This window comes from Alteromonas sp. ABD4_190 (genome assembly GCF_056160105.1).
This window is the reverse complement of record NZ_JBSWWN010000001.1, coordinates 3803279-3829939: the sequence shown is the minus strand read 5'-3', so window position 1 is coordinate 3829939 and position 26661 is coordinate 3803279. Positions and strand designations below refer to the sequence as shown.

Annotated in this window: 17 protein-coding genes and 1 tRNA gene; 13 read left to right on the top strand and 5 right to left on the bottom strand. The window is 43.4% G+C overall.

The window, feature by feature from the left end:
* The first annotated feature begins 53 nt into the window (after positions 1 to 53).
* Positions 54 to 545 (top strand): (2Fe-2S)-binding protein, encoded by a 492-nt coding sequence (locus ACXAFM_RS16755; protein ID WP_474831056.1) that lies wholly within the window; start codon positions 54 to 56, stop codon positions 543 to 545.
* Entirely contained in the window at positions 542 to 2839 is a 2298-nt protein-coding gene (locus ACXAFM_RS16750) for a xanthine dehydrogenase family protein molybdopterin-binding subunit (RefSeq protein ID WP_474835378.1), read from the top strand. The genes ACXAFM_RS16755 and ACXAFM_RS16750 overlap by 4 nt, the downstream gene beginning before the upstream one ends.
* A 106-nt stretch (positions 2840 to 2945) precedes the next feature.
* Here ACXAFM_RS16750 and ACXAFM_RS16745 read toward each other — a convergent pair whose 3' ends face one another.
* Positions 2946 to 3440 (bottom strand): acyloxyacyl hydrolase, encoded by a 495-nt coding sequence (locus ACXAFM_RS16745; protein ID WP_474835376.1) that lies wholly within the window; start codon positions 3438 to 3440, stop codon positions 2946 to 2948.
* Between the two features lie 231 nt (positions 3441 to 3671).
* On the opposite strand from ACXAFM_RS16745, the gene ACXAFM_RS16740 reads away from it, so the two are divergent.
* From ACXAFM_RS16740 to ACXAFM_RS16715, 6 genes are all read left to right on the top strand, one after another.
* Entirely contained in the window at positions 3672 to 4310 is a 639-nt protein-coding gene (locus ACXAFM_RS16740; RefSeq protein WP_474831050.1) for an NAD(P)H-dependent oxidoreductase, read from the top strand.
* Position 4311: 1 nt separating this feature from the next.
* Positions 4312 to 6261 carry a monovalent cation:proton antiporter-2 (CPA2) family protein gene (locus ACXAFM_RS16735; RefSeq protein WP_474835374.1) on the top strand — a complete coding sequence of 650 codons (1950 nt, stop codon included), beginning with the start codon at positions 4312 to 4314 and terminating at the stop codon, positions 6259 to 6261.
* Between the two features lie 260 nt (positions 6262 to 6521).
* Positions 6522 to 7655 (top strand): efflux RND transporter periplasmic adaptor subunit, encoded by a 1134-nt coding sequence (locus tag ACXAFM_RS16730; protein WP_474835372.1) that lies wholly within the window; start codon positions 6522 to 6524, stop codon positions 7653 to 7655.
* Positions 7656 to 7658: 3 nt separating this feature from the next.
* Positions 7659 to 10706, top strand: a complete 3048-nt coding sequence (locus ACXAFM_RS16725; RefSeq protein ID WP_474835370.1) for an efflux RND transporter permease subunit — start codon at positions 7659 to 7661, stop codon at positions 10704 to 10706.
* Between the two features lie 243 nt (positions 10707 to 10949).
* On the top strand, positions 10950 to 12023 hold the full coding sequence (locus tag ACXAFM_RS16720; RefSeq protein ID WP_474835368.1) for an MBL fold metallo-hydrolase: 1074 nt from the start codon (positions 10950 to 10952) through the stop codon (positions 12021 to 12023).
* Positions 12024 to 12214: 191 nt separating this feature from the next.
* Entirely contained in the window at positions 12215 to 14149 is a 1935-nt protein-coding gene (locus ACXAFM_RS16715) for an EAL domain-containing protein (protein WP_474831039.1), read from the top strand.
* 103 nt (positions 14150 to 14252) lie between these two features.
* Here ACXAFM_RS16715 and ACXAFM_RS16710 read toward each other — a convergent pair whose 3' ends face one another.
* Positions 14253 to 15977 carry a sensor domain-containing protein gene (locus ACXAFM_RS16710; protein WP_474831037.1) on the bottom strand — a complete coding sequence of 575 codons (1725 nt, stop codon included), beginning with the start codon at positions 15975 to 15977 and terminating at the stop codon, positions 14253 to 14255.
* A gap of 616 nt (positions 15978 to 16593) precedes the next feature.
* Here ACXAFM_RS16710 and ACXAFM_RS16705 point away from each other — a divergent pair.
* From ACXAFM_RS16705 to ACXAFM_RS16695, 3 genes are all read left to right on the top strand, one after another.
* On the top strand, positions 16594 to 17235 hold the full coding sequence (locus ACXAFM_RS16705) for a response regulator (protein WP_474831035.1): 642 nt from the start codon (positions 16594 to 16596) through the stop codon (positions 17233 to 17235).
* 18 nt (positions 17236 to 17253) lie between these two features.
* Entirely contained in the window at positions 17254 to 18873 is a 1620-nt protein-coding gene (locus ACXAFM_RS16700) for an ATP-binding protein (RefSeq protein WP_474831033.1), read from the top strand.
* Positions 18874 to 19215: 342 nt separating this feature from the next.
* Positions 19216 to 21501, top strand: a complete 2286-nt coding sequence (locus ACXAFM_RS16695) for a carboxypeptidase-like regulatory domain-containing protein (RefSeq protein WP_474835366.1) — start codon at positions 19216 to 19218, stop codon at positions 21499 to 21501.
* A gap of 231 nt (positions 21502 to 21732) precedes the next feature.
* On the opposite strand, the gene ACXAFM_RS16690 is transcribed toward ACXAFM_RS16695, so the two are convergent.
* The 3 genes from ACXAFM_RS16690 to ACXAFM_RS16680 form a co-directional block, all read right to left on the bottom strand.
* Positions 21733 to 21809: transfer RNA gene (locus ACXAFM_RS16690), tRNA-Val, on the bottom strand.
* 158 nt (positions 21810 to 21967) lie between these two features.
* Entirely contained in the window at positions 21968 to 23041 is a 1074-nt protein-coding gene (locus ACXAFM_RS16685) for a patatin-like phospholipase family protein (RefSeq protein ID WP_474831029.1), read from the bottom strand.
* Between the two features lie 221 nt (positions 23042 to 23262).
* Positions 23263 to 23691, bottom strand: a complete 429-nt coding sequence (locus ACXAFM_RS16680) for a MarR family winged helix-turn-helix transcriptional regulator (protein ID WP_474831027.1) — start codon at positions 23689 to 23691, stop codon at positions 23263 to 23265.
* 221 nt (positions 23692 to 23912) lie between these two features.
* Between ACXAFM_RS16680 and hmgA the strand changes: the two genes are divergently transcribed.
* Together hmgA and hppD are read left to right on the top strand one after the other, a co-directional pair.
* Positions 23913 to 25208: a homogentisate 1,2-dioxygenase gene (gene hmgA, locus ACXAFM_RS16675; protein ID WP_474831025.1), complete on the top strand. Its 1296-nt coding sequence runs from the start codon at positions 23913 to 23915 to the stop codon at positions 25206 to 25208.
* A gap of 292 nt (positions 25209 to 25500) precedes the next feature.
* A complete protein-coding gene (gene hppD, locus ACXAFM_RS16670; protein ID WP_474831023.1) occupies positions 25501 to 26574 on the top strand; it encodes a 4-hydroxyphenylpyruvate dioxygenase in 1074 nt (357 codons plus the stop codon).
* The last annotated feature ends 87 nt before the right edge of the window (positions 26575 to 26661 follow it).

The window sequence follows — 26661 nt, the reverse complement described above, 5'->3', positions numbered from 1 at the left end:
GTCTTTACCTTGGCGAGAGCTATTTAGACTCTAACTTCACGGTGATGATTACCATGATTGAATTTACGTTAAATGGAAAAAAAGTGCAGACGGATGCTGCCTCAGATACCCCACTCGTGTGGGTAATTCGCGATGAATTTGGACTTAAAGGCACCAAGTTTGGCTGTGGCGTTGCCATGTGTGGTGTATGTACTGTTCATATTGACGGCAATGCTATTCGCTCTTGCTCTTATCCTGTTTCTCTCGTTAATGGTAAACAGGTTAATACGATAGAAAGCCTTAACAACGAGCACCCCTTACAATCGGCGTGGGTGGAAGAACAAGTGCCCCAATGCGGTTACTGTCAGTCCGGTCAAATAATGCAAGCTGCCACACTGCTTGATAGTAATCCTAATCCAAGCGAGCAGGATATCGTAAATCACATGAATGGTAATTATTGCCGTTGTATGGCCTATACTAGAATCAAAAAAGCGATTAAACGTGCCGCAACTTCTACTGTACAGCATTTCGACCCGAAGGCTTCCTCAAAAGGTGAAAACGCATGAGCATAAAAGACCTTTCCAAAGAGAAAAAAGACACCATTAACTTGTCTCGTCGCTCATTTATGGCCGGTTCTGTTAAAACGTCGCTTTTCATGGCGTTTGGCGCTTCGGCAATTCCATCTATTCTGTCAGCTAAAGAAGCCATTGAAAATAAATCGTTTTCACCTAACGTCTGGTTTGAAATGGATACACACGGCCGTGTAACAGTGAATATTGCCAAGGCTGAAATGGGACAACATGTAGGTACTGCTTTAGCGCGTATCTTAGCGGACGAACTAGAGTGTGAATGGGACAAAGTAGCAATTGTGCACGTAGATACTGACCCTAAGTGGGGTTACATGGTAACAGGTGGTTCATGGTCGGTTTTCCAAACCTACAAACCTATGTCGCAAGCAGGTGCAGCTGGACGCCAAGTGCTTCTTAACGCCGGCGCTAAGTTACTGGGCGTGCCGGTATCAGATTGTGAAGCTAACGCGGGTTTTGTTGTATCTGGCACGAAAAAGATAAGTTACGGTGACATTGTTGCAAATGGCAACATCGATAAGGTTTATTCGGCCGACGAATTAGAAAGTCTACCAATTAAACCTGGGAACAAAAAACACCTCATTGGTTTGGGTAACGAATATAAAGCTTTGGATATTCCACCAAAAACCAACGGCACCGCAGTTTACGGTATAGATGTTGAAGTAGACAACATGCTGTATGCCCGCCCCATTCTTCCGCCTACGCGCTATGGTAGTAAAGTCACTAAGGTAGACGACAGTCAAGCGAAATCGCTCCCTGGATATAGAGGCTATAAGGTACTAAGTGATCCATCGAGTACGATAGAAGGCTGGGTTGCTGTACTGGCTTCTGATTACCCGACGGCAATTAAAGCCATCGATAAAGTGAAGGTTAGCTATAACGCAGGTAAGACGGTGAACGTTAACGAAGCTGACATTCAAAAAGAGGGCGAGCGAATCTGCCGCGACCGAAGTGAAGGCACATTATTTGTCAATGAAGGAAATATTTTAAATGCTGAAAAGCAGGCGGCTGAATCAATTGAAGCAATGTATACCACAGCAACGGCTAGCCATTTTCAACTAGAGCCGCTTAACGCAATTGCTGAATTTAAAGAGGGTAAGTGGCATATTCACACGGGTAATCAATGGCAAGGCCTAACCCTTCCCGCTGTAGCTAAAGCGGCAGAAGTGCCTGATTCCGACGTCGTTATTCACCAATACTATCTTGGTGGAGGCTTTGGCCGCCGTTTGTTTGGTGACTGGATAATTCCAGCAGTGCTTACCGCGAAAGCGGCCGGGCAACCGGTTAAAATGCTGTTCATGCGCCCTGACGATACCATGTTCGACCAACCTCGCTCGGCGTCAACGTCGTTGTTCAACGCCTATTTCGACGACTCTGGGAATTTCACTGGTATGGAGCACGCACTTGCTGCGGGCTGGCCAACGCTGGCAATGGCACCGAGCTTTATGCCTGACGGAGTAGATGGGAAAGGAAAAGTTGACCCGTTTTCAGCTTCAGGGGCAGACCATTGGTACACCATGCAGCATCACCAAGCCCGAGTGATAAACAACAAAGTGGCGCAGGATACCTTCACACCGGGCTGGCTTCGCTCGGTGGGTCAAGGTTGGATAGTGTGGGGATTAGAAAGCTTTATCGATGAAGTGGCACATAAAGCTAACCAAAACCCCGTGGACTTTAGGTTGTCTATGCTTGACGGCAAAGGTAAGCAAGCGGGCAAAGCGCCTGAAAGCGTTGGTGGTGCCACTCGCCTTGCTCACACCCTGAGAAAGCTCAAGGACAAGACAGCTAACGTTGAACTAGGTGAGAACGAAGGTATTGGGTTTAGTGTAACTGCAGGACAAGAACGTACTATGCCCGCATGGCTTGCTACCGCAGCACATGTTCACGTAGATAAAAACAGTGGAAAAATCACGCTTAAAAAGTTGTGGGTGGTCGCAGACGCGGGAATTATCGTTCACCCCGATGGCGCTATGGCGCAAATGGAAGGCGCGTTGCTTTGGGGAACTAGCCTTGCGTTATTTGAACACAACGAAATTAAAGACGGCTATGTGGCGAAGAAAAACTTAACTACGTACCAACCACTTAGAATGAACGACGTACCAGATATGGACATTGAGTACATTGAAAGTAATGAATTTCCAGTGGGGTTGGGCGAGCCAGGGGTTATTGGCGTGGCACCAGCAGTAGGTAACGCTGTTTATAATGCTGTTGGCGTCAGACTGCGCCACTTACCCATGCTATCTAGCGACGTAAAAAAAGCACTTAACGCTTAAACCGTTAAACCACAAAGCAGAAGCAAAATTAAAAACAACCCGCACTTTAGCGGGTTGTTTTTATTTAAAAGAAGCGCATTGTGAACACGTTGCAGATAAAACATTATTAAAAAAGATAGTGAGCACTTAAAACTAATGACTCTGACCCCGGGTTTGTATCCCCTAGCCCACCGTTAGAGATATGACCGATTTCAGCTTGTATCGAAAATGAATCAGTGAGCTTATATTGCCCAGCAAGTGATGAATAAAACTCTATCGTGTCACCTAAGTTTTCAGACTCATCGACAATGCCCGCATGAAACGCAACCCGTACGGAAAAGTCGTTGTACTCATAGATATCTTTTGCCACACCGGCTGCGAAATAATGTTGACCTTGGTCTGCATTCACTAAAAGTACGGTAGGACGTAATCCGTAAAATGGCTCAAGCGGTTTGTGTATGTAAGCCACGTGCAGTGCGTAACGGTCTGCGTCATCAAACAGATTCCAAACGGCAGCCCCTGCTTTTAGTTCACTACCTTGAGGCAGAGCATGGGTGGATAGCGGCGCAAAAAAAGAAAGTAATGATAGTGCAAGTACGCGTGTTTTTAGTGATGTTTTCATGGTTATATGGTTCTAAGCAAAGTAAAAAAATAGTGTTCCGTCATAGCAATAATCCGTTTTCAAGTTCATAATGGTAATTAGGTTACTTTTTTCAACCTGATAAACATTGGTAACCTTATAACTTTGAAGAAATATTAATTCTGATTTGCTCTAAGCGTTTATGTTGCTTTATAAAGTAGAGTGGCAAGAAAAATTCTTAGAGACACAGGCAGTAAAGCTGAGTAGAGAAGTATGACCAACCTAAACGCCATAGAAGACACAAAACGAAGTAAGAAAGTACTGGTTCTTTTCGCTCACCCTGCGCAAACGCACTCTGAAGTGAACGTGCCGCTTTTTCATGAAGCTCAACTAAATAAGCACGTGACCGCCGTTGATTTGTATGCAGAATATCCAGATTTTAATATTGATATTGAACGGGAGCAGCAGCGTTTAGTCGACCACGATGTCATTGTTTTCCTGTTTCCGCTGTACTGGTATTCCACACCTTCCATTTTGAAAGAATGGCAAGATTTAGTATTGGAATATGGGTTCGCCTACGGCCATGAAGGTACTGCACTTAAAGATAAACTGTTTCTTTGTGCGTTAAGTGCGGGTGGCAAAGAGGAAGCCTATCAAACTGACGGTTTCAACCACTACACCATCAGGCAACTTCTTCAGCCTTTAGAGCAAATGGCCCAAATCACAAATATGACCTACATTGCCCCGTTTGCAATATTCGGCTCGCGTACCGCCCAAGAAGAGCATCGCCTTGTTGAACACAGAGGCAAGTGGGTAACCCTGCTTAAAAAGTTAACCACTAACACTCTCGATTTAGAAAAAGCAAAACACATCGAGAACCTCGCCGACCTTTGTACGGCGAAAGGAGATTAATGTGACGGGCTATTTCTTATATGCATTTATCTATCTGGTCGCCGCAGTAATTGCAGTACCCATTGCGAAGCGCCTTGGCTTAGGATCTGTTCTAGGCTATTTAATAGCCGGGCTTGTCATAGGCCCAATTTTTGGCTTAGTCGGCGATGAAACCGTCGCTATCCAGCATTTTGCTGAATTCGGTGTGGTCATGATGCTGTTTTTGGTTGGGCTAGAACTAGAGCCCCGCTCGCTATGGGCAATGAAGTCAAAACTTATGGGGTTGGGCGGTCTTCAGTTAGCGCTAACCACAGCGCTTATCACCGGCGTAGCCTTATTGCTTGATCAGCCTTTTAGCATTGCGCTCACAATAGGTCTTATTTTCGCCCTTTCTTCAACCGCCATCGTTTTACAAACATTGCAAGAAAAAGGGCTTCAAAAAACGGAAGGGGGTAAAAGCGCCTTTTCAGTTTTGCTGTTTCAGGATATCGCTGTAATTCCCATGCTTGCGCTTATTCCCCTTCTTGCCATACCTGAGTTGGTACAAGCAGGTAACGCGCACGGCGGCGATACAGGATCTCACGATAGCTTTAATTTAGTGGAAGGACTTGCACCCTGGGCTTCTGGTCTTGTGATCATTAACTCAATTGCCTTTTTGACCATTGGAGGACACTACTTAAGTCGCCCCTTATTTAAGTTTGTTGCCGCATCCGGGTTACGAGAAATTTTTACCGCAACAGCGCTTATGCTAATTATCGGGATTGCGGCGTTAATGGGGCTTGTGGGGCTGTCTCCTGCGCTCGGCGCATTTTTAGCCGGCGTTGTTTTAGCAAACAGTGAATTCAGGCATGAACTTGAAGCCAATATTGAGCCATTTAAAGGATTACTGTTAGGTTTGTTTTTTATAACAGTAGGCGCTGGCATTAACTTTTCTGTGCTCTCTGAGAGCCCGCTGTTAATCGCTGGACTAACTATTGCTGTTATGCTGGTTAAAGCTGCAGTGCTGTTTGTTATTGCCCTTATTTTTAAGATAAAAGGCACTAACAAGTGGCTATTCACACTAAGCCTTGCACAGGCGGGTGAATTTGGCTTTGTGCTGTTAAGTTTTGCCTCGCAGAACTACGTGCTGCCCAGCGACGTTATTTCTATTCTTTCCCTTGTGGTAGCCATTTCCATGTTCTTAACGCCGGGGCTATTCATTCTTTTCGACAAAGCCATTATCCCCCACTATAAAAACGTGAAGTCACAGCGAGCGGAAGACGCCATTGACGAAAAAGGCACCGTGGTGATTGCTGGTATTGGGCGCTTTGGCCAAATCGTTAATCGCCTTTTAGTGGCCAACGATGTAAATACCGTGGTGCTTGATATTCGCGCTGAGCAGATAGACCTTATCAGACGAATTGGCACCAAAGCCTATTTTGGCGATGCGTCCAAACCTGATATCTTGCATACCGCTGGCGCCCACGAAGCCGCTTTGTTGGTTATTGCCATCGACGATAGGGAAACTGCTGCAGAAATGGTGAAATACGCAAAGCACGCGCTTCCTAACACCAAAGTGCTAGCCCGAGCCTTTGACCGTGGTCATGGCTATCGCTTGCGCCAGTTGGGCGCAGATTTTGTCGTATCTGAAACCTACCACAGTGCCCTGGAAATGGGTGCAGAAGCATTGCGTTCGCTGAATATTCACCCCTTTCACGTTGAGCGACAAAAAATGGCCTACAAAAATATTGAGACTCAGCAAAACGACGTGCTTTATCACGCCTGGGCAGATGACGCTAGCGGCGAACGCGTTGATAACAATTACCTGAAGCTATTTATTGAACTAGAGTCGCTAATCGAAAATGCCCTAAAAGCAGATTTACACGACAAACATTCAAAGATGCGTGGTTGGACTCCACCGCCTAAAGGCTATGCTGAAAGCCTTGCACCCGATGAAAACCCAAATAGAAACCCAGATAAAAACAATACTTGATCGTGCCGAGCTGAATGCATTTCTTTGCGGATTTATATTTCGCATCGAATAAATCGGCCGAAAACCAATGCTTGGCGCATGTAAATGTGAATAAAAATCTGATCGAAAACGACAAATAACGCTATAACCTGTAAGAAGATTCAACTTAGCGTTAATTGATATTTGACCACACTTTTGCCGGTGTGGACGCGCGCGTTACTAAATTACCCATTGCGAAAATACAAATGGGAAGAAGTGGTCTATTTAAATGGAGAGTTACCATGTTGTCTGAAAAAAACCTCTTTCACAGCTTAGCCCTGCGCACTGTGGTTGCTATTGCTTCACTCGCTGGATTAAGCGCCTGTGAAGACGCACCTACTCCACCTAAAGCTGTATCATCAACACCGGTAACGCTTTATAACGTGCAGCATTCAGACGAGACCATTGCTAAATTCCCAGGGCAAGTAGAGGCGGCTGAATATTCAAACCTTTCGTTTCGCATTGGCGGCAAACTGCAAGAACTCAAAGTAAAAGCGGGCGAGGAAGTGTCCGAGAACCAGCTTATCGCACGACTTGATGACAGAGACGCAAAAGCACAGCTCGCCACAGCTCAGTCTCAGTTTGATGTGTCCTCTGCCATGTTTGAACGTATGGAAGCATCGGTTGAAAAAGGCGCGGTAAGCCGCTCTACGTTTGATGAGGCGAAAGCTAATTATTTAGCCGCTAAGGCCAACCTGACCAATGCGCAAGATCAGCTAAGTTATACCGAGCTTCGTGCACCTTTTGCGGGGCTCATTGCATCTGTGCCCGTTGAAAATTACCAAGTCATTGTACCGCAGCAAACCATCGCCGAGCTTCATATGCCGGGCGCTATTGACGTAACGTTTCAGTTGCCAGAGCAAAAAATGCGCATGATTGACCGCTCTAGAGCACGCGAAAACCGTACCTCGGAAATGGCATGGGTTACTTTTTCTGGCATGCCAGAAAAACGTTACGCTGCCATGTACAAAGACCACGAAAGCACCACGCGCCAGGGTGAGCTTAGCTACGAAGTTACGATCACCCTACCTGAACCCGACGATATCAATGTGCTTTCAGGCATGAGCGCTACCGTACTACTTGATATGTCGAAGTTAATTGAGTCTGATGCAAAGCTTTGGCTAGTGCCTTTTGGTGCGGTAGTCACTGATAATGCCAAGCCAGAAAAAGCCATTGTGTGGCGCTTCAAACCTGACAACGACAATGCTAAAAAAGGCACAGTCGAAGCAGTAGAAGTCGTGATATCACGCGGTATTTCTAACGGCCTGCTAGTAGAAGGCCCGCTAAACGACGATGATAGAATTGTTGCTGCAGGTGCACATCTTGTAAAAGAAGGCCAAGCAGTTACTGAGTGGACGAAAGAAGGAGGCCTGTAAATTATGGTCGAGTATTTTTTTCGTCAAAAAGTAATAAGCTGGATGGTTGCCATCATTTTAGGTGTGGGCGGCATCGTTACCTTTCTTGGCTTAGGTCAGCTAGAATTTCCCGAATTCACCATTAGAAATGCACTAGTTATAACCCAATACCCAGGCGCAACACCTGAACAAGTTGAAGAAGAAGTTACGCTCCAGCTTGAAAAAGCAATTCAGCGTATACCCAACGTAAAACGCGTAAGCTCAGTAAACATGTTGGGGTTATCGCAAATTACGGTGGAGCTTAAAAGTAGTGTTCAGGCTAAAGACCTAGAACAATACTGGGACAACTTGCGCCGTAAAGTGGGTGACGCACAGGCATCGCTGCCCCCCGGTACCAGTACCTCTATTGTAAATGACGATTTCGGCGATGTATTTGGGCTGCTGCTTACCCTTAAAAGTGAAGACTATTCCCTTAAGCAAATGGAAGACTTCGCTGATTTAATGCAGCGAGAAATTCAGCTTGTTGAGGGTGTTAAGAAAGTATCTATCGCCGGCACGGTAAGCGAACAAATTATTGTGTCTTTAGATCACGATAAAATGAAAACCCTTAATGTGTCTGCAGAATCCATTGCTGGCCTTTTAACCGCGCAAAACGTGGTGGGCAACGCAGGGTCGATTAAGGTTCAGGGCAAGCGCCTATCCATTCAGCCCACTGGCGAATTTGATAACCTAGAGGCGTTAGGCCAAGTAGTCATTGGCTCACCGGCTAGCGGCCTTATTCGCTTAACAGATATCGCGACTATTGAGCGCAAGCTTAACGATACCCCTTCTATTCTTTATCACAGTTCTGGCACTCCAGCTCTGTCTATTGGCGTGTCCTTCGCATCGGCGGTAAATGTGGTTGATGTAGGTAAGCGACTTAATACAAAAATTGCCGAGCTAGAGCAGCGTATGCCCCTTGGCATGAGCCTCAACACCGTTTACAACCAACCTACCGTGGTCGACGATTCTGTTACCGGCTTCTTGATTAACCTAGCTGAAGCCGTGGCCATTGTTATTTTCGTACTTCTGCTGTTTATGGGCTGGCGCAGTGGCGTGCTAATGGGGCTTATTCTTGTGCTCACCATTCTTGGCACCTTTATCTTAATGTCGGTAAAAGGTATTGAGCTGCAAAAAATATCGCTAGGTGCTCTTATCATTGCTTTAGGTATGTTGGTCGACAACGCCATCGTAGTAACCGAAGGCATGTTGATTGGTGTTAGAAAAGGGCAAACTAAGCTTCAGGCAGCAAAAGACGTGGTGTCTCAAAACGGTCTCCCCCTTCTTGGCGCTACAGTAATTGCTATTACCGCCTTTGCGCCAATTGGCCTTTCGCCAGATGCCACAGGTGAATTCGTTGGCTCTCTCTTCTGGGTACTGTGCTTCTCGCTTTTCTTAAGTTGGATCACCGCGCTAACCATTACGCCCTTCTTTTTCGACTTGTTATTTAAAACTGAAAAAGAACGCGGCAATCGTGAGGAAGATGACGATCCGTACAAAGGCATTATTTTTACGGTTTACAAACGTGTGCTAACTGCAGCTATCAATCACAGGTACATTACGATAGTACTGGTACTTGTTGCGCTGGTTGGCAGCATGGCATCGGGTAAATTCGTGAAAAATGCGTTTTTCCCAGATTCATCCACACCGCTTTTCTTTGTAGATTTGTGGCTGCCCGAAGGAAGCGACATCTTAACGACAGAGCAAACTATACGGCGCTTAGAAAGCAACGTGTTAAGCATGGAGGATATCGCCAACGTGACCAGCGTTATAGGCGGTGGTGCACAGCGCCTTACCCTAACCTATGCGCCAGAAGACCGATACGCCAGTTATGGCCAGCTTATTGTTGAAACTAATACGGTTGAGTCTCGTGATGCTCGAATGCGAGAAATTATCGAGCTGGTGCGGCAAGACTTCCCCAATGTGCAATACAAAGTAAAAGCACTGCAAGTAGGCCCCTCTGCAAAAGCGGCGATAGAAGCGAGAATTTACGGGCCAGAGCCTGAAGTTTTGCGTGAGATCAGCAGCGACATAGAAGCCATATTTCAAGCAGAGGAAACCATGGACAGCGTGCGTTTGTCGTGGAGCAACAAAGTGCCATTTGTTGAACCTGTGTTTCTGGAGGAACAAGCCAGACGTATCGGCGTAACTCGAGATGCCGTTCACACCGCGTTTCTGCTTAACAACGAAGGGGAAACTGTTGGCCTTTACCGCGAAGGGAGCGATTTAATACCCATTGTCATGCGTAACGATCCAAACCAGCGCTATGACATAGACAACCTTGCCTCACTCAACGTGTGGAGCCAAGAGCAAGGTAAATACATAAGTATGGCTGATGTTATCAGCAATGTGGATGTATCGCTTGATAACCCTATCATCAAACGCCGCAACCGGGTACGTATGCTGGCGGTTTATGCTGAGCCCATGCCTTTATCCGGAGAAACGGCAGCGAGCGTGCAAGCGAAAGTTCGCCCTCTTGTAGAAGAGCTTAAATTGCCTGATGGCTATCGTATTGAATGGGGCGGCGAATACGAAACCTCAACCGAAGCGCAAAGCGCCCTCTTCGCCAGCATGCCTATTGGTATATTGGGTATGTTCATTATCACCGTATTGCTATTTGGCAAGCTTCGCCAAGCTTTAGCGATATGGGGCATAATACCACTTACTACCATCGGCATTATTGGTGGCTTGGTACTGGTTGGTGCACCTTTTACTTTTATGGCGCTGCTGGGCAGCTTAAGCCTTATCGGTATGGTGCTTAAAAACGGGATCGTATTGATGGAAGAAATAAACGTACAGGCAAAAGGTAATAGTGGCGCGTTTGAAGCGGTTGTTACCGCATCAGTATCTCGTGTACGTCCCGTTTCAATGGCAGCCATCACTACCATATTGGGTATGATCCCGCTGTTTTCTGACGCGTTCTTCGCGTCAATGGCGGTCGTCATTGTATTTGGTCTGACCGTCGCCACCGTGCTTACACTACTTATACTGCCTGTGCTGCACTGTACGTTCCACGGTATTAGGTCTGAATAAAAAAGTACGTACAACAAATTCGATTAGTTGTGCGCTAGTTCGTGTAGGTAGCACAAAAACGGTGAAGACCTAATATTGTTAATAGCCAGCATGAGGAGTATCTATTCATGCTGGCTGCACAATATCGCTTACCTGCAATCTATCCTTCTTAACAAATCTACACCCACCAGTTTACTTTTAACCAAATTAGTCTATTATTAGTAAACTACACTGTGCAGTATACTTTTAATTTAAGGTGAGCGCATGCCCGTTACTATTCGCAAACACTTTCTTGTTGGAGTTTTATTTATGACATCTTTCTGTGGTTCTTCAAACAGCCTTGCTGCGAGCGCGTCACAACCTGAAAAATTTACTAATACTCATATTGAATATAAAACGACGTGGCGAGACATGTGGAAAGTCACCAAGGCGTACTTTCGCGACAACAGAGATGCCGCAACACCAACGTTTGATATACCCGTGTCGACACTTACACCTCAAATGCTTGACGCAGTCGCAGAAGATAGCGTGATAAAGCTAGGCCACTCTACTACCCTACTGAAACTTTCTGAGCGCTATATATTGATCGATCCGGTTTTCAGTGAGCGCGCGTCTCCCGTTCAATGGGCGGGACCCAAACGTTTCCACCAAGCACCAATTTCACTGGAAGACCTTCCTAAATTAGATGCCGTTATCATAAGTCACGACCATTATGACCATTTAGATAAGGGCAGCATTGAAGTACTAAAAAACAAAGTCGACGTGTTTATTACACCGTTACGAGTAGGCAATCATTTACGTGACTGGGGCGTAGATGCAAACAAAATTGTTGAGTTGGATTGGTGGCAAAACACAGGGGTTAGAGATATTGAAATCATAGCGACCCCCTCCCAGCATTTCTCTGGGCGAGGTTTATTTGATAAAGATGAAACCCTTTGGGCAAGTTGGGTTATAAAATCGTCGAACACTAACATCTTTTACAGCGGTGACTCGGGCTATTTTGAAGGCTTCAAAGCAATAGGCGACAAGTACGGTCCGTTCGATTTATCTATGATTGAAACTGGCGCATACAACGAATTGTGGTCTGACATTCACATGCTGCCTGAAGAAAGCTTGCAAGCGCATATCGATATTCAAGCCAGTGTCATGATGCCTGTACACAACAGTACCTTTGATTTGGCGCTGCATAACTGGAATGAGCCTCTTATCAAAATAACGAAGCTTGCTGGCGCAAAAGAAGTCCCTGTAAGCATTCCTATTTTTGGCGAAATCGTGCCAATAAAGCAGTCAGGTGAAGTATCCAATAAGGTATGGTGGCTAGATGAAGATGATACTTAACGTTTAAAAAGTGTTCATTTCTGCTCGCTTAACTTCATGTTTTGCTATACATTTATGGATAGATTGTATAAATAGCACTCACACACTTTCTAGGCTACAATGCGCATGGGCGACACTTACCGCAATCAAGCTCGGATCAAACCATCAATGCGTAAATGTAATTTATCGGTTAAAGGAGTTAACTGTAAATAATGAAGCTATCTAGTCGGACTAATCTGGGTATTGTAACCCTTTTACTTTTAGCATTTACTGCCTTATCTGTTGTCGAGTTACGAGAACTACAAACTCGCACGGCTGAAGCAGTCTCGCTCTTGGCCGAAAGAAGCGCTGTAAGTTACAACAAGGCCGTTGATAACTTTTCTTACGAATCAACTCAAGCAGAAACATTAGTTTTTAACACTCTTTTAGAGAGCGCTGTAGCACAGCCATACATATCTGCTGCATCGATAACGAATGCAAACGGTGATGAAATAGCGAAAAAAGAAACAGTATCGAATACTGCACTCCCAGTTTGGTATTCACTGATAGATACAGAAGATAATTTTCATAAGCGGATATCGTTGGGAGATAGTGGCAACAAACTTTCATTAACTTCGAGTAAGCAAGAAATTGCCACTGAATTTTTTATTACATTGATAAAAAATGGCGCTTTATTTTTAGCGCTTTCGTTTCTTATCTCATTGTTCGTTGTTTTTATTAATAGAAAAGTAAAACAACCTGTCGAAGATACAACTAAAAAACTTAACGAAATTAGCAGCCTTAACTTTACGTCACCTGAAGTTAGCTTGACTAGTGAAGATTTTAGGCCCCTTGTAGAAGCAGCCAATTCTCTTGCGAATACTTTGGCCTCGCGATTTGAAGAGCTCAAGCGCCAATCTGAGCTCTACAAAAAAGAAGCAAGTAAGGACCCTCTTACTATGCTGGCGAATAGAGGTGCTTTTGAGCGCCATATGCGCGCCTTATTAAATGAAAACGCAAACTCTCAAGAAAAAGAACTCATCATTGTAAGGCTAGCCCAACTTGGCAGCATAAATACCAAATTAGGAATGGTAAATGGCGACAACTATGTAAAAGCAATAGCGCACATACTTGTTGAAGAAACCAAGAACAACCATAACATTCGCTTTGTCTTTAGGTTGTCTGGCGGCGACTTTGCGCTTGTAAGTGAGGCAATGGAGAACGACTCCCGAGAAGTTATCCTTACAAATATTCTTAAGCAATGTGCTAGCGCCTCTCCGATGAAGGATGGCACAAAAGCAGCGTACATGGGTATTGCACGATTCACAGGAAGTATGTCTATGCAGCAGGTAATGGAGAGCGTGGACAGCGCGCTTGTTGCTGCATCTAAAACTCAGCGCGGCTGGCAATTAGCTTCCGAAATATCAAAAGTTCACAGCAACGCTAAATGGCGTGAACAACTCAACTATATTTTGTCTAAGCAGTATGCCGACATTATGATTCAGCCTGTAATGGACTTAAGTCAAAATGTCTCTGCTTATTATGAAGCATCAGGAAGGTTCAAAGACAAAAACACGAGTGAAGTCATTCCGATGGCGCAGCTTATCCCCGCTTCTGAGCGACTGGATTTAATCCCGCAAATAGATAAGCTTGTTATAAGTATTGTATTGAAAAAGTTGGGCGCTACTTCTCAGCACGTGGCCATAAACATAAGCATGACCTCAATTGCCAACGCAGAATTCAGAGAGTGGTTAGTTTCAGAAGTTTCGAAACGCAAAGCGTTAAGCAATAGGTTGCTTTTTGAAGTAGAAGATGCTGCGTTAATTCAGCACAGAGAATCCGCAGAGTCACTCTGTCGACAGTTGATTAGCCATGGTAGTCGTATCACCATTGAGCGCTTTGGTGATAACTTTGCTTCTCTATCCGGCCTTCGAGCAATACAACCTCAGTTTGTCAAACTCTCTGGTCGATTGACTCAGGGCATTCACACAAATAAAGACAACCAGCTGTTTGTTTCAAGTCTTGTCAGTATAGCGAAAGGCTTGAATATAAAAGTGATAGCGGAAATGGTTGAGACTGAAGCAGAATCAGTGGCCCTGAACAAGTTAGGCGTTGCTCATCAGCAAGGGTATTATTTTGCGAAGCCAGCGATGTGGAACGTTTATTAACGCTAAGGCTGTTTTAAAATTTTTGGAAGAGGTATTTAGCGGAACACGAACTAACTCGCTAAATACCAAGTTGAAAGGAATATTACGCGTCGCTTCAAACCTTTCAATGTTGCGCTTTGTAAAGCATTTCCAGCACATTTGCACTTATCGGTTTTGAATACAAAAAACCTTGCACAAACTCTACGTTTAACGATTTACAGTAATTTGACTGACTTTCTGTTTCAACACCTTCTACAACAATCTTTAAATCAAGCTTTTGGCCAACGTTTACAATGGCTTCCATTAATGCACTATCGTACTCATTTTCCGGTGCACCCTTTAGAAAAGAACGGTCGATTTTTAGATGCGTTACTGGAAATTCTTTCAAATAACTCAACGACGAATAGCCTGTGCCAAAGTCGTCTAGGGAAATTTCTACGCCTAAGTCTCGTTGCCTTTTAAGGTTTGCTAATATAGTGCTGTCGGATTTAATTAGTACGTTTTCAGTAAGCTCTAAACCAATATCTTTAGGCAACAAATTGTATTCGTCGCGACAAGCAGCTAGGCACTCGAAATACGAGCTTTTTTCTAGTTCTTTGCCCGATACGTTTATATCGATACGAATTTCAATCCCCTTTTGCTTCCACGCCCGCGCCTGTTGGCATGCTTTTCTAAGCACGCATTTTCCTATATCGCCTATCAAGTCACTACGCTCTGCAATAGAAATAAAGACATCAGGGGGCGCAGCTTTGGTTTTATCTACTGGGCACCACCTAAGCAATGCTTCACATGAAGAAAACTTACCGGTCTTAACATCAACTTGAGGCTGAAATACTAGCTCAAATTCATCATTGCGCAGCGATTCCCTTAAATTCGCGGTAATGTTTCTTTGCTCTCGAAGCCGCTGACTTAAAGCATTGGTGAAAAAATGGTATCTGTTACGGCCTTCGGCCTTCGCCTGGTACATAGCTGCGTCGGCATGTTTTAGAAGGTCGTCAATCGTATCGCCATCACGGGGATACAAGCTAATGCCAATGCTAGAGGTAATATGAACATTTTCAGTACTTAGCGCAAAGCTCTCACGAAAACACGCGGACAGGGTTTTCGCGATTTCCTCACACCTATTTTCGCTGCTTACATCGATAGCCAAGTAAACGAACTCGTCTCCGCCAAACCGGGCTAGTACGCCATTAGCGTTGTCAATGCAGCCTGACAAGCGCTTGGCAACTGATTTTAGAAGTTCATCACCCCAAGTATGCCCTAGGGTATCGTTAACCTCTTTAAACATATCTAAGTCGATAAAGAACAACGCAAAACCTGTGTTAGAAGACTTTGCATCTTCAATAACAGAGGTTAAACACTGTTCTAACGCGCGTCTGTTGGGTAAATTCGTAAGTAAATCAGTGCACGCCATTCGTTCCAGTTCTTGGCGTATCTCGTGCTGTTCCGTTAAATCAATATCAACGCAGTACATCTCAGGCGAATCAGTACCTTGCTTCAACATTACGTGAGAAGAGAATACGTGGATGGGCTTCCCGCCCTTTTTCCTCAACACCAATTCATCCGAGGGAATAGGCTCGTCAAACTCAACCCAGCGCTTGTGAAGCTTGATAACCTCATCGCGCATAAAGTTTGGGATAATGAGATCTTCAAGCTTTTTACCCAGCGCCTCGGCTTCGCTGTAGCCATAGATAATTTCGCTTGATTTATTCCAGTAAATCACCTTTCGATGCTTGTCATACCCTTGCACAGACACTTTTGGAAGCGCACTGATAAGCTCGAGGAACCGCCTTTCGGCAGCACCGTGTTGTCCAAACAACAAGGGTCCTTCATATCTCTGCAAGCTCATCGTACTCCCGTAACCACTTCTTAAGTACTCAGCGTTCGAAAAAATTAACAGCACTATTTTAGTGTAGTCTAAAACCAACAATTAAATGGTCTTATATGACGAAATACCGAACACGGATGAATAAATAAATTGTGTAACTGCCAACACACCGCATCGCGCAATAGCACATGTAGGATAAGTCAAAGATTGTTACAATTTACCTCCCAATAGAAAAAAGTTCTGTTGAAAACTATGGTTATTTAACCTTAAGTTTCAGTTAATAACATTTCCTTGGTCCTTTCACATTCGACGAACGAAACGACCGAATTAAACTTAGCTGACATTACCTCAAATTACTTTTTATCAACGGCGACTAACTATAGTTAATTTTGGCATTAAAAGATAAGAGCAGCTCTTATCTGGTTTTACTTAGTAGCTGTATTAACTTTAAGAAATGGTGTTGCACACTGAATATGAAAAAGAGTAGCAAATTCAATAGCCATACATCACTGCTGCAGCGAAATATGTGGTAAAGGACCAGGAAAATACTTTGCTAATGTGGAACACTTGCATTAAACCGTAGTTCATAAACTTTTAACTCAGCGTAAATAATTGTAATCCACAAAAAGGAAGCTTCATGACCGTAATAAAAATAGCGCTCGTTGAAGACCATGAATTGGTTCGCGAAGGCTTTGAACATCTAATTTTGAGCGGAACAGGATTTGAGGTGGTATATTCAACAGGCAGCGCAGAGAAACTGCTCTCATCGCTTGAGAATTTACGTTTTGATTTATTAATATCCGATATCGCACTACCCGGTATTGACGGAATTGCACTTGCGAAAAAGGTTAGAAAATCACAGCCAGATGCCAAGATAATTTTACTGAGTATGTATGAATCCATTTATTATGTTGACCGTGCCAAGAGTAACGGTGTAGACGGTTATATACCAAAACGGCAAGCAGCTGGATTACTACTTGAGGCAATTAATTCTGTGATGCGTGGGGAAGTATTCTTCGATGAAGCACTTGAGGGAAACTCCTCTTATTCTAAAGAAGCATACAAAAAGTATGAGGCTTTAACTCAACGCGAAAAAGAAATATTTATCAACTTGGCTAAAGGAATACCAATTAAAAAAATCGCTGCGGGCTTTGGTATAGCACCCAAGACGGTGCATGCCCACAAAGCCAAATTATTTGAGAAGCTCGAAATATATGACGATTTCTCTACAACGCGGCTAGCACTTAAATTGGGCCTTATTGATGCTATTAATTTATAAGAGCCAAGTAATAGTAAGATGCATAAATTAATCCCTATCGCAAAAAATCTCTCAAAAATTTTAATGCTATGCATAATAAGCTTTGCGATAGCTTATTTCTCAATGGATTGGGTATTTGACTACACCTTATTCGAAGGGACAGCCGCTTGGTATTTTCCTATTGGGTTTCAATTATTAGCATTAGCACTAACGCCCCTCAGACACTGGTTGTTTATAATCATTTCAATGCAGGTCGGTTTATTTTTTCATGTTAGTGTTACAGATGGAAGTACCCTATGGGAGGCGTTCAATTTCAGAGATACTTTGTTCATCTGGACAATCCCAATTACTGGCTTGTTTTATATAAAAATCAAGAAAATACCTATTAGACTTGACTCTCTAAAGTCGGCTGTGGCGCTCCTTTTCGCTGGCTTACTAATGCGTCTCTCTCGGTTCGTATATTACTTTTACATTAACCATAGTAGCACTTTGTATGGAGATACTCCGGCAGAACATAAATTTGAACTATTTTCTATTCACATAACTAGCGGTTTTGTCGCAATATTTGTGGTGCTTATCATTGGATTTACCTTTTTACACTTCAGCGAGCATTGGCGTCGATATCAAAAGATGGAGAGGGTCAAAGTTTTCTTAGCAATTGCTTTTTTGGCTTTTGTGACCGTCCTATTATATGTATATCAACCAGCTTCATTGTATATACTTAAAATGGTCGCTTTTATACCTGTCGTATGGTTTGCCTATCGCTTTGGATGGCTTGGCACGATGCTCTGCACCAGCAGTCTTATAGCTATGATGTTGATTAAAGCCTATCAAGCTCCAGACGATATTTTATTGAGTTTTCAACCATACATTATCAGCTACGCTCTTGTCGCAATTTTTGTTGGTTGCCTTGTTGAGGAAAATCGTCAGTATAGACAATCTATCAACATTAAGAATGAGGAATTGACAGCTTCAAACAGGTCATTAGTGAAACTCAACGAGCGTCATTTAGAGCTTTTAAAGGAAGTGCAAAATGTTCAAGAAAAAGAAAGAAAAATGCTCGCTACTGCGCTGCACGATGAACTAGGTCAAAATATAACCGCATTTCAAGTCTCATTGCAAGCGTCTAAAAATAAGCTCAACAACATCGATACCCGTATATTCAAGACTTTGCAGAAAAGTTCAGAGACCATTTATAGCAGCATTTATGACTTGTTGCACTGGCTACACCCTCGCGTATTAAATGACCAAGGGTTGGAGCATGCTATTACTGGAGACTATTTTAAGCAAAAGCTTAGTGTGGCTGGGATAAACTATAGCGCAACTGTCTCTGGCGAGGTGGATAGGCTTGATGAAAGCCAGACGGTTGCCATATTCAGGATACTTCAAGAGGCCATCACGAATACAATAAAACACGCTAATGCAAGTAAAATGACTGTTAAACTGCGTGTTACGGATTCTGATGTTTTTCTCAAAGTTCAAGACGATGGTAAAGGATGCAGCCACACTAACAATACATTCCCGATTAGTGGTTTCGGGTTGTACGGAATCGCTGAGCGTGTCGAAGCACTCGGCGGTAGAGTAAGCTTCGAATCCAAAATTGGTTTTATCTTAAAAGTCGAATTTCCTAAGTATTCAAACAAATTCACTCAAACTTAGGCATGCTTATGCTTGAGTCAAATCGGGTTTTGTCGTCTATCAATACGCTGTATTTTGCTAAAAAGTGAACCATACGCTCTAAGTAACTATTTCGCTGACAACGCGAATTTTTACCTGATGGTGTTTAATGTTGTTATTTCCATTCCGCGATCTATCGTGGCTCTCCCCCAAAAAACTTCAGTATTCAAAAACTAGGAATTATTCCTATAAAACTATATCAAGAAACAAACTAACCTAGCGTTGAGTGGAGGATAGGCCCTTTAAATGCCTTCACAAGTAAAACCTTTTTACTTCTACCACTTAAAGCTTTGAATATTTATTGGAATGAACAAGGAATATTAAGTGTCACAACACATTTGTTATTTAACTGTTTTATTGTGTATTTTTATCGCTGGCTGTGGAGGCGGTGAAGCTAATTCACTTAGTGAAGATGCCAATCGAAATTCACCAAGTTCTCCCCAAGAAGGAGCTTACGATATACGCGGAACTGCAACGCTTGACAAAGAGCTTGTAGCTATTACCTTTAGCCCTATTCAGTCTCCCATCGAAAGCCTGATTAGAAACTCTCGGACACTTTCATTACATGCTGTCAACTCAGTTACGAACGCACTTATACCCACTGCACACGCAGACACTATGGTGCCGAACACAAAAACAAGTTTAAGAGAGATATTGTGCTATGAAAAATTTAACATCAAAGACATGGTTAGCGACATCGACATCGATGTTAACGGAATAGTTGATTCAAATATATCAGGTGACGACAACCTTCCTTTTAAAAACATCATCTCAAATAGCGCCGGAAAATCCGAAGCACAACTTATAGAAGAAGGCCAATTTGGGAACACTTTTCTGCTCGACCTACATAAAGGACTAGTATTAGACAAGCCAAGCAGCAATGGCGTAATCCTAAACCAATCCTCTATAGAGCGGATCGCTGTACATAATATAGACACTAACGGTGACGATATAGCGGACGTTAATGTTATAGACTTTCCTAAAAAGCAACCAAGTAATATAAAAGTTCTAAACTTTGACAGTGATTACGACGGCTTAGCAGATATAAATATTGATAGTAATGGTGATTACATTGCAGATACAAATATAGATGAAGATAACGACTGTAGTGCAGACTACTCGCTTCTAGACCTCTCTGGTAAAATACCAGCAGCTCTTGCCGAAGTATTAGTTCTCGATTCACAGACCCTGCTGCCCGTAGCAAGTACTGAAACTGATGAAGAAGGGATATATACATTGTCAGATTTAAAGCCTGGCCAATACTTTATTAAGATCATCGCAAGTTTTGGTGGTAAAAATTATGGCAATATAGAGTTTGTAAATTTAACAGAAGACACTGAAATTCCTGACTTACCGCTGACAATACACCCGAAATTAATAAAAAGCGAAGAACCTGATTTTTACAATTTAGAGACAGACGAAAAAGTAACGCTAACTTACAAGCAGTTCTTTTTTGAACCTAGCAGAAGAAACCTTTATATCAACTCACTACTTTCTCAGCAACCCGTTGATGTGGGCAACCCAGACACATTGTCCATTGCCCTACAACCGACAAGCGACCCCAGCATCCAGGTAATCGAATATGATCTCCATATAGAACAGGGCTCGTGTGAGTTAAGTCTAAATAATCTACCTTTTGGTTCGATTACTGCTCCTACGTGCCAACGTAGACGCCAAGAACTTGGCTTGCCGCAGAAAAATAACGAAATATACAGAATAAAGTTCTTTTATATTGTAACCAATGAAGATGGTCGTCATGGCTTCTTATATACAGGTGAAACAGATGACATCTTAAACGGCAGAGAAACGGAACATGATATTCGATTTGGTGTAAGCGCAACAAACTCGGGTTGGATTGAGCCAGATGGAGTTAATTTAGATAAGGTTGATTATATAGTCGTTAATGATTCAACGTTTCAATCAATTCAGTACCGCACTAATTTTATTACTTATGAATCAGAATCACCGGTAGCCCCTTTAGACATAACAATTTTTTTGAAAGACAAACTTAAGTCTGATGATGCTGTTGTTAAATACACGGTGCAAGATCCTCGTTCTTGCCCAGAATATACAAATGTCAACGACTTAGAGATGCTAAGTGATCAAAGCGTAAAATTGACCGTCCCACTCAAATGTTTTCCACCCGACTATTATGACTACAATGTAATACTTAGTTTATGCGAGAAAAATCCTTCGAGCAGTGACGACAGCGAATGCTTAGTCGCCACTACGGATGAGTTTGGTTTTACTTATAGACCTGAAAGAATTGAAAAGCCACCAATTCTTAAAGATGTATTTGTGAACGGTCTCAATGTATATAGCCCATCCGCAATTGTTAGGCCAAATGATAACGCCGCATTTTCAGTTGATGTTGATGATCCAAATAACTTATCAACCGAATGGAGAATATGCTTTGTTACTGAGGAAGGATGCACAGATTGGACGTCCACGGATCAGGAAATCTACTCTCTATTTACAGAAGATAATATTGGTGCGAAATCCTCGTTTTCCTTACAAATCAAGAATAATGACGGTGTTAAGTTCAGAAAATCCTACAATGAAGAAATTGACCTTATTGTCCGAAGATCAGTCAAGGTAAGTCAAATATAAAGTTATTGTTATGTCCGCTTTCCTCTGAACTGAGATAGAACCGTTAAGGCGGTTGTATTTGCTGGGAAGCGGGCACTTACCCAATGCAAGAAAACATGTTATTTGTAACTTCACTTTGCTAAAAGTTTATGGAAAAGCCACATAAAACCGATTAATTCAATGCTGACAATGAGTTAGGAAGCTTAGATATTTTTAGAATGGGGCTAAAAAAATTTTTAGAGGAGAAATAAGTGGTGCGTCTACCCTGATTCGAACAGGGGACCTCTACCATGTCAAGGTAGCGCTCTAACCAACTGAGCTATAGACGCATATAGAATTGTGTTGCACCTGATAGGTTGGCGAATGCCAAGCAACGGCGCGTATAATACTTAGCACGAGCGTTACCTGCAAGTAAAACTTATCAAATGATGATTCAAGTGACTAATTTGACAGCAATTAGCCACTTTACTCAACAATCCCGGTTAATTTAAACCATTTTAAATGGAAGCGGCTTAATAGCATCTACTAAGGTTCCGTCGCTTACTGCACGCATAAAATATTCACCCAACCTGTCGGTTTCTTTTAACACCGTTTGCCAATATTTAATGCGCGTTTCGGCATCGAGCACTTCAAAATCTTTTCTGTCTGGAATTTTGCTGTAAGGCAAGTTTGCTACAAAAGAAGCTGAAGGTACTAGCATTACAACGTTATCGTAGCTCGAACGGTGAGGAACCCTACCCTTCAAGCCTTTATCAAACCATCCCGGGATAGGCTTATCGTAAAAATGCGGGTACAGCACTAATCCGTCATCCGGTCCGAACGACAGATCAAAGTGGTAGTCGATAATACCACCATCGCGATACATACCTGCAGGCGCACCTTCAATTTCCGGTACGCCTTCTATCACAATAGGAATTGAACCCGATGCAAGTAATGCTGTGTATATATTTCCCTGTGTTAGCTCATGGTATTTGGTAGGAAGCTTGTAGGGGTCGTTAATGGCAAAGTCCGTATTCGGAGTGGAAAAGACATAACGTGTGTATAAGCGCGACAAATTTTTGCGATTGACCGTGTTAGCCGCTGCGCTCATAGCTAAGCCCGAAAGCTGCCTGAATTTACTTTCAAAGCGGGTAGCCCCCAAACACTTAGCAACGATAAGGTGGGCTTTGAAGCGAGAGTTAGACAGCACCTCTTGCTTGCCTACTTCATTTACCATTTCTTTCAACAAGTCTTCAGCTTTAGCAGTGATTTCTCTCGGTGTTGGTTTTTCACTGTACGTAGTTGTCGAGTAAGACGTCGCTAGGCGGTTTATGGCAGCCAACGGGTCGTCTTGAACAGCGCAAATTGCACGAAACGCACCTGCTGATGAGCCTATAACATGTACTTGATGGTCAATATTGGCAAACCATTCCGGAAATAGCACGCGGTCTAAGCCCGCAAGTGAAAACCATTTAGGGCCGCCAGAAGCCCCCAAAAAATAACTAAACAACTCTGGCGTAAACCCGTTTCTCATTATGGTTTCACGTGCTTTTTTACCTGCGTATATGTCTAGAGGTACCACTCAATTTCCTTGCTAAGTTTTTTGAATACAGCTTTATTGCAAGCTCTGACTAATAGCGATTGTTGAATATTTATAAAGCAATAAGCCATGATGAATAGACGTAAAAGCTGCACCGTTTGATTAGTTCAGAAGAATTTAACAGTTAAAGGGGTAAAAGTAACCTTTATGGCGATATCCTCATATCTGCTCAGACCAGATTTATCAAGGACTTAACCCGAGTTTTAAGGCCTGAGTGCTTCTATCACTTTTAGAAATATTTGGTACTCATCATCAGTGATATTTTCTAATCGTTTACTTTGCCAGCGCATGATTTTTGGTAACAAAGTTTGGTAAATTTGCTCCCCTTTTATTGACAGTGAAATAAAGGCGGCGCGTTTGTCATCTTCACAGGAACGTTTGTGGATAGCGTCTCGTTTCACCAGTCGCTCTAGTGCTCGTGAAACTTGAACCTTATCAAGGCGTGTTGCCATAGCGAGTTCTTTTGCCGTCATAGACGGCTCTCGCGCACTATCATTAGTAGCACCTAATGTGGCGAGGATACGCCACTCTGAATTGGTAAGCTTATATTCAGCATATTCGTTTGCTAGCGACTCACTTAGCTCGCTTGCTAGCATCGTCACCTTATAGGCAAGCATCTCTTCTAGCTTCATGTGCTATTTCCTTTTTATAAAAGTAAGCCAGTCAACGCCTATCATTAGCAGTGTAAAGTTAGCGTACCGGAGTCTGCTTTGCTCTTATCCCGCCCGCTTTATACCTATTATTGATTTACATTTCATTTACCACTAGCCTAAAACACATAGTTTCATTTGCAACTACTTTATTGTTGGTTTAGGAGCAGATCCCAACACTGGTCCCGCCTATTGGAGCGTATATGGATAACTTGACTTATTTAACGGGCTTTAACAACGAGCACGAAACAGAGGCGTTGCCTGGTGCCCTTCCTAAAGGCCAGTTCAGCCCACAAAAAGTGAATTATAAGCTTTACGCTGAACAGTTTAGCAGTACTGCATTTACTGCCCCACGAGCAGAAAACCGCCGCAGCTGGACGTATCGCCTGCGTCCATCTATCGCAATGGGCGACTTTGAAAAAATTGATAATGGCCTAGTGAGAACAGCCCCAGAGACTGATGTTCATTGCCCTCCGAATGTTCTTAGGTGGGACCCTGTGCCATTACCGGAGAAAGACATTGATTTTGTAGATTCGCTTATCACCATTGCCACTAACGGAGACGCCAAGAAGCAAGTGGGTATGGGCATTCACTGCTACAGTGCCAATACCAATATGCAAAATCGTGTTTTCTACTCATCCGACGGTGAAATGCTGATTGTCCCTCAGCTAGGTGACATGCTGCTCACCACTGAGTTTGGCAGGCTCAACCTTTCTGTAGGTGAAATAGCGGTTATTCCTCGTGGTGTTCGTTTTGCGGTTAATCCTACTAACGGGCCAATTCGCGGTTATATATGCGAAAACTACGGTCATCCTTTTGTGCTGCCAGAGCGCGGCCCGGTAGGCGCGAATGGCTACGCGAACCAACGTGACTTCTGCTACCCCACGGCTTGGTTTGAAGATAATGAGACGCCTCACACTTTGGTAAACAAATTCTGTGGAAATTTGTTCGAAGCAAAACTCGATCACTCTCCTTTTGATGTAGTGGCTTGGGTAGGCAATTCTGCGCCTTACAAATACGATCTTTCTCGTTTCAATGTAATGAATACTGTAAGTTTCGACCACCCTGACCCGTCGATATTTACCGTGCTTACCTCACCATCTGAACTGGAAGGTACGGCGAACGTTGACTTCGTTATTTTTCCTCCGAGGTGGATGGTTGCTGAAAATACCTTTCGCCCGCCGTATTACCACAGAAATATTATGAGTGAATTTATGGGGCTTATCGAAGGTACGTACGATGCAAAAGAACATGGCTTCGTGCCGGGCGGCATGAGTCTTCACAACTGTATGACGCCTCATGGACCTGAAGCTGAAGTTTTCGAAAAAGCGTCTAACGCTGAATTAGCCCCCCAGCGCTACGAAAACACATTGGCATTTATGCTCGAGTCTCGCTATGCCATTGCGCCAACGGAGTTCGCTTTAAACAGTGATATCCGTCAACGAGACTATCTGGCATGCTGGAAAGGTCTTAAAAAGTACTATGACGGTGAAAAATAAGCACCATGAGATTAGCAACGTTACGCGTACTCACACCTAAACGAGTACTTGTACCGATTTTTGAACACTACTGACAATCATCTCTTTTGCTTAATGGTATTTATTTTCAATAAGTTAGGGGAAGCAAGCTTTCCCTAACTCAGCTCAACATTCACAGGTGAAAATAAAACGTTACAGCTTTGCTTTCCATACCCAGAATCCTTGAACTCGACACCTATTGCTTGCTTTTTCACTGCGCCCTTACAATCAGGTAACAATTATAAAATACCATTTACGTTGAGGATGTATCGCTATGGCTGATTTGTTTGAAAACCCAATTGGTTTAGATGGGTTTGAATTCCTAGAGTTCACTGCGCCAGAAAAAGGCATACTAGAGCCTATCTTTGAAGCGATGGGCTTTACGCTTGTTGCACGCCACAAGTCAAAAGACGTTGAACTATGGCGTCAGGGCGACATCAACCTGTTGAGTAACTACGAGAAAAACTGCCATGCAGGCTACTATGCTGAAGAGCACGGTCCTTCTGCGTGTGGCATGGCTTTTCGCGTTAAAGATTCACAGCATGCTTATAAGGAAGTGCTTGCCCGCGGTGCACAGCCTATGGACACCCACACCGGCCCAATGGAGTTGAAACTCCCTGCAATAAAGGGCATTGGTGGCGCAATGCTGTACCTCATAGACCGTTATGAAGGCGAGAACACTATCTATGATATCGATTTCAACTGGATTGAAGGGGTAGATCGCCACCCTGAAGGCTGTGGATTCCATACTCTCGACCACCTTACCCATAATGTGTATCGCGGTCGCATGGATTTCTGGGCAGGATTTTACGAAAAGCTATTTAATTTCAGAGAAATCCGTTACTTCGATATTAAAGGTGAATATACCGGCCTACTATCGAAAGCCATGACGGCGCCAGACGGTAAAATTCGTATTCCGTTAAATGAAGAAGCGGTTGGTGGTGGCGGCCAAATTGAAGAATTCTTAATGAAATACAACGGTGAAGGTATCCAACATATCGCTTTCGCTTGTGACGATTTGGTAGCGTGCTTAGATAAGCTGAAAGCGAAAGGCATGAAGTTTATGACGCCTCCACCAAATACCTACTACGACATGCTTGAAGAGCGTCTTCCTGGGCACGGCGAAAACGTAGATGAGCTACAAAAACGTGGCATTCTATTAGACGGCACTACAGAAAATGGTGAGCCTCGACTACTACTTCAGATATTTTCTGAAACCGTTTTCGGCCCGGTATTCTTTGAATTTATTCAGCGCAAGCAGGATGAAGGCTTTGGAGAAGGTAACTTTAAAGCCCTGTTTGAATCTATTGAACGAGACCAAGTTAACCGCGGTGTGCTAAACAAGTAGCCCCGACACAAAAAAGTAACCCCAGGCGTACGAGCGCGTAACGCTTAGCAAGTAATCCCGTCGCGCTAGGTGAGCTAAATCGCTTAG

Coding starts and splice junctions, on each gene's coding strand:
- ACXAFM_RS16755 (WP_474831056.1), top strand. CDS start 54: ATGATTGAATTTACGTTAAATGGAAAAAAAGTGCAGACGGATGCTGCC.
- ACXAFM_RS16750 (WP_474835378.1), top strand. CDS start 542: ATGAGCATAAAAGACCTTTCCAAAGAGAAAAAAGACACCATTAACTTG.
- ACXAFM_RS16745 (WP_474835376.1), bottom strand. CDS start 3,440: ATGAAAACATCACTAAAAACACGCGTACTTGCACTATCATTACTTTCT.
- ACXAFM_RS16740 (WP_474831050.1), top strand. CDS start 3,672: ATGACCAACCTAAACGCCATAGAAGACACAAAACGAAGTAAGAAAGTA.
- ACXAFM_RS16730 (WP_474835372.1), top strand. CDS start 6,522: ATGTTGTCTGAAAAAAACCTCTTTCACAGCTTAGCCCTGCGCACTGTG.
- ACXAFM_RS16725 (WP_474835370.1), top strand. CDS start 7,659: ATGGTCGAGTATTTTTTTCGTCAAAAAGTAATAAGCTGGATGGTTGCC.
- ACXAFM_RS16720 (WP_474835368.1), top strand. CDS start 10,950: ATGCCCGTTACTATTCGCAAACACTTTCTTGTTGGAGTTTTATTTATG.
- ACXAFM_RS16715 (WP_474831039.1), top strand. CDS start 12,215: ATGAAGCTATCTAGTCGGACTAATCTGGGTATTGTAACCCTTTTACTT.
- ACXAFM_RS16710 (WP_474831037.1), bottom strand. CDS start 15,977: ATGAGCTTGCAGAGATATGAAGGACCCTTGTTGTTTGGACAACACGGT.
- ACXAFM_RS16705 (WP_474831035.1), top strand. CDS start 16,594: ATGACCGTAATAAAAATAGCGCTCGTTGAAGACCATGAATTGGTTCGC.
- ACXAFM_RS16700 (WP_474831033.1), top strand. CDS start 17,254: ATGCATAAATTAATCCCTATCGCAAAAAATCTCTCAAAAATTTTAATG.
- ACXAFM_RS16680 (WP_474831027.1), bottom strand. CDS start 23,691: ATGAAGCTAGAAGAGATGCTTGCCTATAAGGTGACGATGCTAGCAAGC.
- hmgA (WP_474831025.1), top strand. CDS start 23,913: ATGGATAACTTGACTTATTTAACGGGCTTTAACAACGAGCACGAAACA.
- hppD (WP_474831023.1), top strand. CDS start 25,501: ATGGCTGATTTGTTTGAAAACCCAATTGGTTTAGATGGGTTTGAATTC.